At 70.8% G+C, this 7,891-nt stretch carries 8 protein-coding genes and 2 tRNA genes; 7 read left to right on the forward strand and 3 right to left on the reverse strand.

What is annotated here, in order from left to right:
* A partial coding sequence (locus tag FHE66_RS15400; RefSeq protein WP_176554670.1) for a YigZ family protein occupies positions 1 to 500 on the reverse strand: 500 nt, incomplete at its 3' end.
* Positions 501 to 636: 136 nt separating this feature from the next.
* Here FHE66_RS15400 and rpmF point away from each other — a divergent pair.
* Positions 637 to 804 carry a 50S ribosomal protein L32 gene (gene rpmF, locus FHE66_RS05970; protein WP_139072061.1) on the forward strand — a complete coding sequence of 56 codons (168 nt, stop codon included), beginning with the start codon at positions 637 to 639 and terminating at the stop codon, positions 802 to 804.
* 24 nt (positions 805 to 828) lie between these two features.
* On the opposite strand, the gene FHE66_RS05975 is transcribed toward rpmF, so the two are convergent.
* Together FHE66_RS05975 and FHE66_RS05980 are read right to left on the reverse strand one after the other, a co-directional pair.
* Positions 829 to 1,755 carry an alpha/beta fold hydrolase gene (locus FHE66_RS05975; protein WP_139072062.1) on the reverse strand — a complete coding sequence of 309 codons (927 nt, stop codon included), beginning with the start codon at positions 1,753 to 1,755 and terminating at the stop codon, positions 829 to 831.
* Positions 1,756 to 1,822: 67 nt separating this feature from the next.
* Positions 1,823 to 1,893: transfer RNA gene (locus tag FHE66_RS05980), tRNA-Gly, on the reverse strand.
* 76 nt (positions 1,894 to 1,969) lie between these two features.
* On the opposite strand from FHE66_RS05980, the gene FHE66_RS05985 reads away from it, so the two are divergent.
* From FHE66_RS05985 to FHE66_RS06010, 6 genes are all read left to right on the forward strand, one after another.
* Positions 1,970 to 2,043 (forward strand) — tRNA-Pro (locus FHE66_RS05985).
* Positions 2,044 to 2,250: 207 nt separating this feature from the next.
* Positions 2,251 to 3,684: a trigger factor gene (gene tig, locus FHE66_RS05990; RefSeq protein WP_139072063.1), complete on the forward strand. Its 1,434-nt coding sequence runs from the start codon at positions 2,251 to 2,253 to the stop codon at positions 3,682 to 3,684.
* A gap of 11 nt (positions 3,685 to 3,695) precedes the next feature.
* The gene (locus tag FHE66_RS05995; RefSeq protein ID WP_255303611.1) at positions 3,696 to 4,487 is read left to right on the forward strand and encodes an ATP-dependent Clp protease proteolytic subunit; all 792 of its coding nucleotides are present in this window, start codon (positions 3,696 to 3,698) and stop codon (positions 4,485 to 4,487) included.
* A 31-nt stretch (positions 4,488 to 4,518) separates the two neighbouring features.
* Positions 4,519 to 5,223 (forward strand): ATP-dependent Clp protease proteolytic subunit, encoded by a 705-nt coding sequence (locus FHE66_RS06000; protein WP_139072064.1) that lies wholly within the window; start codon positions 4,519 to 4,521, stop codon positions 5,221 to 5,223.
* A 98-nt stretch (positions 5,224 to 5,321) separates the two neighbouring features.
* Complete coding sequence (clpX, locus tag FHE66_RS06005; RefSeq protein WP_139072065.1) at positions 5,322 to 6,593, forward strand: ATP-dependent Clp protease ATP-binding subunit ClpX; 1,272 nt, start codon at positions 5,322 to 5,324, stop codon at positions 6,591 to 6,593.
* A 73-nt stretch (positions 6,594 to 6,666) separates the two neighbouring features.
* Entirely contained in the window at positions 6,667 to 7,848 is a 1,182-nt protein-coding gene (locus tag FHE66_RS06010; protein ID WP_139072066.1) for a Vms1/Ankzf1 family peptidyl-tRNA hydrolase, read from the forward strand.
* Positions 7,849 to 7,891: the final 43 nt, after the last annotated feature.

Genomic DNA, 7,891 nt, shown 5'->3' on the forward strand with positions numbered 1-7,891 from the left:
GCGACGTCGTCGACGGCGAAGCCCGCGGCGCGCAGCTCGGACTCGACCCGCCCGGCGTCGGCGTGGGGCAGCGCGATGCGGTGCAGTCGCGTCTCGCGCTGCACGACGACGGGCGCGACGTCCAGCGCGGCCCGCACCGCGTCGGAGTACGCCCGTACCAGTCCGCCCGTCCCGAGCTTCACCCCGCCGAAGTAGCGGACGACGACGGCGCTGAGGTCGACGAGCCCGCTGCCGCGCAGCACCTCGAGCATCGGCATGCCGGCGGTGCCGGAGGGCTCGCCGTCGTCGGAGGAGCGCTCGACGAGGTTGGCGCCCGGGATCCGCACGATGAAGGCCGAGCAGTGGTGCCGCGCATCGGGGTAGGTGTGGCGTGCCTCCTCGACGAGGGCGCGCGCGGAGGCCTCGTCGTCGGCGCGCCGCAGCCAGGTGATGAAGCGCGAGCGACGGATCTCCAGCTCGGCGGTGGTGGCGTCGCCACGGGCAAGGGTGCGAACATCCATGGTGTACCCATTGTGGCCACACCGGAGCGGGGTATCTCACACCCCTCGAGGGGTGGTTGGCATTGGTCAACGTGGCCGTCGCGTGGCAACCTATATGACGGCAATCGTCTCGACCACGAAAGGAGCGGCAGGGCAGATGGCAGTTCCGAAGCGCAAGATGTCCCGTAGCAACACCCGCTCTCGCCGGTCCCAGTGGAAGGCGGAGCCCACCACGCTCCAGACCGTCCGCGTTGGGGGCCGCGAGATCCAGGTGCCCCGGCGCCTGGCCAAGGCCTACCAGAAGGGCCTGGAGTTCGCGGACTGACGAACTTCACACACGAAGCGGCCGTCACCCCGAGGGGGTGGCGGCCGCTTCGCTGTCCCGGCGGGCGAGCCAGGCGACGACGTCGTCGGGGAGGTCGCTGCCGCCGAGGGTCGCCATGTGCCCCTGCCCGGGGTAGGTGATGAGCGTGCTGAGGGCGATGCCCTCGGCGGTCTCACGGACGGCGTCGAGCGGGAAGAACTCGTCCTCCTCGCCGCACACGACGAGCGTGGGCACGGGGATCTGCGCGGGCAGGTCCCGACCGTCGAAGACCGCCTCGGCCTCCGCCTCGACGAGGAGGTCGCCCGGTGGCACGGACTGGTGGGCGAAGAAGCGCCCGGCGACGACGCCGAGGACGCGGCGCACCCAGGGCGGTGTGCGGGGCAGGACGAGCCCGAGGAACGTCGCGCCCGCCTCGGAGTCGTGCCCCGCGGCGCGCTGCCGCGCCCAGCGCACGTCGGTGTCCCGAGCCTCCTCCTCGATCCTCACCGCGGCACCGGCGAGCACCAGCGAGCCGATGAGGGCGGGGTGGCGGGCGGCGAGGTACATCGCCACGAGCCCTCCGTAGGACTCCCCGACGACGACGTCGACATGGCCGCCGAGCTCCTCGCGGATGAAGACGGCGTGGTCGTCGGCCATGTCGGCCATCGTGTGGCCCGGGGGCATGCCGCGACGCCGGGTGACGGTCCACACCGTGTAGCCGGCCTCGGCGTACCGGCCCGCGCCGCCCTCCATGAACCGGCCGAGCGGCCCGGTGGGCAGGGCGCTGCCCGGGCCGCCGGGGAGCATGAGGAGGGTCCGGGGCCCGTCGCCCACGACGAGGTACTCCATCCCGCCTGCGGAGGTGCCGGTGCGGTGCGGCGGCGGGGGGTTGCTCGCGCGGCTCGCGGCGACCACGCCACCGGCGACGGCGCCGAGCACCGCCAGCGTCACGAACGTCCTACGACCACCCATGGTCGTCCCCCTCGTCCCCTCGGTGAGACAAGTATGGCGGTCCGTTCGCACGGACCGCCAGGGTCGGAGCGGGTGACCAGAATCGAACTGGCACCATCTGCTTGGAAGGCAGAGGCTCTACCATTGAGCTACACCCGCGTGCGCCGAGTGGCGCAGGCATGAGTGTAACGCGAGGACGCGGCTCGCCTACAATCGGGGCGCGGCCGGTGGTCGACGGGATGTAGCGCAGCTTGGTAGCGCGTCCGCTTTGGGAGCGGAAGGTCGTGGGTTCGAATCCCGCCATCCCGACTCATGCGCGCGTGGTGGGCCGGACGGGCGTCGTGGTCGCGAGGTGGACGTCACCGCCCCGCGGCTCCGCGGCGTCGCGTCCCCGGCCCGCGGTGGACTACGATGGACTGCGCCTGTGCGCACGGCCGTTTGCCTACGGTCACGCCCCGCACGGCCGCACTGACCCCCGCGCGGGGCCCCATGGACCGAAGAGTGGAGAGCAACTAAGTGAAGAGCGCCGTCGAGACCCTTGAGCCGACCCGGGCCAAGCTCACCGTCGAGGTGTCGTACGAGGAGCTCAAGCCGAGCATCGACCACGCCTACTCCCACATCGGCGAGCAGGTCAACGTCCCCGGCTTCCGCAAGGGCAAGGTTCCTGCCCGCATCATCGACCAGCGCGTCGGTCGCGCCGCCGTCATCGAGCACGCCGTCAACGACGCGCTGCCGGGCCTGTACCGCGACGCCGTCGCCGAGACCGGCATCAAGCCGCTCGGCCAGCCCGAGGTCGAGGTCACCGAGGTCCCGAACGTCACCGGCCCCGTCGGCGGTCAGCTGACCTTCACCGCCGAGGTCGACGTCCGTCCGGAGGTCACCCTCCCGGACCTGTCCACCTACGAGCTCACCGTCGACACGGTCGAGGTCACCGACGAGGACGTCGAGCAGCGTCTCGAGTCCCTGCGCGAGCGCTTCGGCACCCTCGTGGGCGTCGACCGCGCCGCGGCCGAGGACGACTTCGTCTCCATCGACCTCAGCGCGACGGTCGGCGAGGAGGAGGTCGACTCCGTCACCGGCACCTCCTACCAGGTCGGCTCCGGCACCATGCTCGAGGGCCTCGACGACGCGATCACCGGCCTGTCCGCCGGCGAGACCGCGACCTTCACCTCCACCCTCGTGGGCGGCGAGCGCGCCGGTGAGGAGGCGACGGTCACCGTCACCGTCAACAGCGTCAAGGAGCGCGAGCTGCCCGCCGCGGACGACGAGTTCGCCGAGCTCGCCTCGGAGTTCGACACGATCGAGGAGCTGCGCAGCGACCTGCGCGAGCAGATCGCCAAGGACAAGAACGCCAACCGCGCCGTCGCCGCGCGCGACCTGCTCCTCGAGCGCCTGCGCGAGGAGATCGACTTCCCGCTGCCCAAGAACGCCGTGGACGCCGAGATCAAGGCGCACCTGCAGGCCGAGGGCAAGGCGGAGGACGACCCGCACGGCGAGGAGGTCCGCGAGGACACCGAGAAGGCCATGCGCGACCAGTTCATCCTCGACGAGCTCGCCGAGTCCTTCGGCGTGCAGGTCGCGCAGAACGAGCTCCTGGAGTTCCTGCTGTCGACCTCGCGCCAGTACGGCATGGACCCCAACGAGTTCATCCAGTCCGCCAGCCAGGCCGGCCAGATCCCGGTGTTCGCCGGTGAGCTCGCCCGCAACAAGGCCCTCGCGGTCGCGCTGCGCAAGGTGACCGTCCTCGACGGCGCCGGCGAGGCTGTCGACCTCTCCGAGTTCATCGGGTCCGACGAGGACGACGTCGTCGTCTCCGCCGAGAGCGCGGACTCCGGCGAGAGCGCCGACTCGGGCGAGAGCGCCGAGAGCGCCGACTCGGGCGACAGCGCCGACTCGGCCGACAGCGCGGACTCCGCCGAGAGCGCGGAGTCGGCGCCGAGCGCTGACTGACGTCCTGTGTCGTGCAGGGGCGGTGCCGGAGACGGCGCCGCCCCTGTGGCATAGGTGCGCCAACAGCGAAACCGCGACGGCGGCGGCAGATTCCGGTAGCCGCGCGGGTTAGTGTCCTTGAAGACCGGCGGTCGGCAGCGACCGCGCGCCGGACCCCAAACGACAACTATTGGGAGCGTGTGCACGTGAGCCAGCAGCCTCGAGGAGCCCGCGAGGGCAACAGCCTCGGCCTCAACGACTCGATCTACCAGCGACTGCTCAAGGAGCGCATCATCTGGCTCGGGACGGAGGTGCGTGACGACAACGCCAACGCCATCTGTGCCCAGATGCTGCTCCTCGCGGCCGAGGACCCCGAGCGCGACATCTACCTGTACATCAACTCCCCGGGCGGTTCCGTGACCGCCGGCATGGCGATCTACGACACCATGCAGTACGTCCAGCCCGACGTCGCGACGGTGGGCATGGGGATGGCGGCCTCGATGGGCCAGTTCCTCCTGTCCTCCGGGGCGAAGGGCAAGCGCTACGCCACCCCGCACGCCCGCGTGATGATGCACCAGCCCTCCGGCGGCATCGGGGGCACGGCGACCGACATCCGGATCAACGCCGAGCTCATCCTCCACATGAAGCGGGTCCTCGCGGAGATCACCGCCGAGCAGACGGGCAAGACCGTCGACCAGATCAACCGTGACGCCGACCGGGACCGCTGGTTCACCGCCCCCGAGGCGCTCGAGTACGGCTTCATCGACCACGTCGTCGAGTCCGCTGCCTCCGTCGCCGGCGGTGGCGGGACGACCAGCCAGTAGCGGACACCCCGACGACCATCCAGGAGCATCAGTGAGCATCGAATCCCAGTTCATGGCCCGCGCGGGACGCCTCGACGGCTCCGCGCTCGCCGGCGGTCTCGCGCCCGCCGCGCCGTCCGCGCGCTACGTGCTGCCGCAGTACGAGGAGCGCACCGCCTACGGCTACAAGCGCCAGGACCCGTACACGAAGCTCTTCGAGGACCGCATCATCTTCCTCGGGGTGCAGATCGACGACGCGTCGGCCGACGACGTCATGGCCCAGCTCCTCGTCCTCGAGAGCGCTGACCCCGACGGCATGATCACGCTGTACATCAACTCGCCCGGCGGCTCGTTCACCGCGCTCACCGCCATCTACGACACGATGCAGTTCATCAAGCCGCAGATCCAGACGGTCTGCCTGGGCCAGGCGGCCTCGGCCGCCGCGGTCCTGCTGGCCGCCGGCTCGCCCGGCAAGCGCCTCGCGCTGCCGAACTCGCGCGTGATGATCCACCAGCCGGCCCTCGAGGGCGGCAGCTACGCCCAGGCCTCGGACATCGAGATCCACGCCCGCGAGGTGCTGCGCATGCGCGAGTGGCTCGAGGAGACGATCGCTAAGCACTCCGGCAAGCCGGTCGATGAGGTGCGTGAGGACATCGAGCGCGACAAGATCCTCACCGCCGCCGAGGCTCTCGAGTACGGCCTCGTGGACCAGGTGCTCCAGTCGCGCAAGGCAGAGGTCGCGGCCCTCGGGTCGTGACCACCTCCCGCCGGTGACGCGACACTCGCCCAGCGGCGAGACACGCGGGCCCGTCATGGTGTCCAATGGAGTCAGTCCACGGGTGAAGAGGAGTGAGCATGGCACGGAGTGCTGAGGGTGCTGACCTGCTCAAGTGCTCCTTCTGCGGGAAGAGCCAGAAGCAGGTGAAGAAGCTCATCGCCGGCCCCGGCGTCTACATCTGCGACGAGTGCATCGACCTGTGCAACGAGATCATCGACGAGGAGTTCGCCGAGGCGAGCGAGATCGGCCTCGTCGACCTGCCGAAGCCGCGCGCCATCTTCGAGTTCCTCGAGCAGTACGTCATCGGCCAGGAGCCCGCCAAGCGCTCGCTCGCCGTGGCCGTCTACAACCACTACAAGCGGGTGCAGGCGGCGGAGAAGACCCCGGCCGCCGACGACTCCGTCGAGCTCGCCAAGTCCAACATCCTTCTCATCGGCCCCACCGGTACCGGCAAGACCTACCTCGCGCAGACGCTGGCGAAGATGCTCAACGTCCCGTTCGCGATCGCCGACGCGACGGCGCTCACCGAGGCCGGGTACGTCGGTGAGGACGTCGAGAACATCCTCCTCAAGCTCATCCAGGCCGCCGACTTCGACGTGAAGAAGGCCGAGAAGGGCATCATCTACATCGACGAGATCGACAAGATCGCCCGCAAGAGCGAGAACCCGTCGATCACCCGCGACGTGTCGGGAGAGGGCGTCCAGCAGGCGCTGCTCAAGATCATCGAGGGCACGACGGCGTCGGTGCCGCCCCAGGGTGGGCGCAAGCACCCGCACCAGGAGTTCCTCCAGATCGACACGTCGAACGTGCTGTTCATCGTCGCCGGTGCGTTCGCGGGACTCGAGGACATCATCACCTCGCGCACGGGCAGGGCGGGCATCGGCTTCGGTGCGACCCTGCGGTCCAAGGGCGAGGAGACCGACCCCTTCGCCGAGGTGCGCCCCGCGGACCTCCACAAGTTCGGGCTCATCCCCGAGTTCGTCGGCCGCCTGCCGATCGTCACGACCGTCTCCCCGCTCGACCGCGAGGCGCTCATCCGCATCCTCACCGAGCCGCGCAACGCGCTCGTGCGGCAGTACCAGCGGATGTTCGAGATCGACGGCGTCGAGCTCGAGTTCACCGACGACGCCCTCGAGGCGATCGCCGACCTCGGGCTGCTGCGCGGCACCGGCGCGCGCGGCCTGCGCGCGATCATGGAGGAGATCCTCCGCGAGACGATGTTCGAGGTGCCCAGCCGGGACGACGTCGGCAAGGTCGTCATCACCGCCGAGGTCGTCCAGCAGAACGTCAACCCGACCCTGGTCCCGCGTGAGAAGAAGCGTCGTCCGCCGCGCGAGAAGAGCGCCTGACCGGAGGTGCGGCCGGGCCGAAGGTGGCCCACAGTAGACAGCACTGCACGCGAGACGATGTGAGGTGCTGTGTATGCAGATCGACTGGCTCACGCGCGAGATCCCGGCAGGCGAGGACGTCGTCACCGTCACCTTCGACGCCACGCGGGACACGGAGAGCGGCTACCAGGCGGTCGTCACGCGGTGGCGTGACATTCGCCGGACACTGGAGGGCCGCGGGATCGCCTCCCGCACCCTCGACCACGTCGAGGAGCGGGTCCAGATCCCCACCCATGTGGCCGGCAAGCACGGCCGCACGATCGTCGCCGGGCCTGACGGCGTGGTGATCGACCGGGTGCTCCTCGAGCCACCGTCCGACGACCACGGGGTCGTCGGGGGGGACATCTGCTCCCTGGCCCATGTCGCCGACGGCACGGTGGTCTACCTCCTGGCCGAGATCAGCCGCACGGGGGCCCACCTCACCCTGCAGCGCCGCACGGCCGTGGAGTACGAGACCGCGGACGAGTCGAGCGTGGACGGGGACCAGGACGTCATCAACAAGGTGCGCCGGGCCGGCATGGCCTCCCGGCGCCTCCAGGCGCGCGCGGAGGACTCCTGGGAACGCAACGCGGAGACGGTGGCCGTCGAGCTCGAGCGGATGGTCAACGAGCGGCGTCCCGAGCTGCTCCTCCTCACCGGGGACGTCCGGGCGGTCCCCCTCGTCCGGGAGCGGCTGGGCGCGGAGGCGGCGAGCATCGCCATGGTGCTCGACGGCGGCTCGCGGTCGGCCGGCGTCAACGAGCCGGCCTTCGAGCGGAACCTCCAGGAGGCCCTCGCGGTCTTCCGGGCGCGCCGCCGGAAGAAGGTCCTGGACCGTTTCCGGCAGGAGGAGGGCCGGGAGGGGACGGCGACGCAGAGCCTGGACGACGTCGTCGCGGCGCTGGCCCGCGGCCAGGTCGCCGAGCTCATCCTGCGCGAGGGCGTCACGGGGCGGAACTCCGCGCTGCGGCTGCGCACGGTGTGGGCCGGGGACTCCCCGCTGCAGATCGCGCCGACGCGGGCGCTCGTCGCCGACCTCGGGGTGAGCGAGCCGCACGAGGTGCGCGCCGACCTCGCGATCGGCCGGGCGGCGGCCGAGCAGGGCGCGGGCGTGACGATCGTCGACGACGCGAGCGTCGAGCTCGCCGACGGCGTCGGAGCGATCCTGCGGTGGCGCGACGCGTCCACCCCGCACGAGCACGCCTACAACATCAGCGGGGACGACACCCGTTCCTGACCGACGCGCGAGGCCCCCGTCCCCGAGAGGGGGCGGGGGCCTC

The sequence above is a fragment of the Georgenia sp. 311 genome (assembly GCF_006151955.1).
In the GTDB taxonomy this organism is placed as follows: domain Bacteria; phylum Actinomycetota; class Actinomycetes; order Actinomycetales; family Actinomycetaceae; genus Oceanitalea; species Oceanitalea wutianyii.

Bases quoted from the DNA above. Each gene is read 5' to 3' on its own strand.
- FHE66_RS06010 (WP_139072066.1), top strand. From the start codon at position 6,667: ATGCAGATCGACTGGCTCACGCGCGAGATCCCGGCAGGCGAGGACGTC.
- clpX (WP_139072065.1), top strand. From the start codon at position 5,322: ATGGCACGGAGTGCTGAGGGTGCTGACCTGCTCAAGTGCTCCTTCTGC.
- FHE66_RS05975 (WP_139072062.1), bottom strand. From the start codon at position 1,755: ATGGGTGGTCGTAGGACGTTCGTGACGCTGGCGGTGCTCGGCGCCGTC.
- rpmF (WP_139072061.1), top strand. From the start codon at position 637: ATGGCAGTTCCGAAGCGCAAGATGTCCCGTAGCAACACCCGCTCTCGC.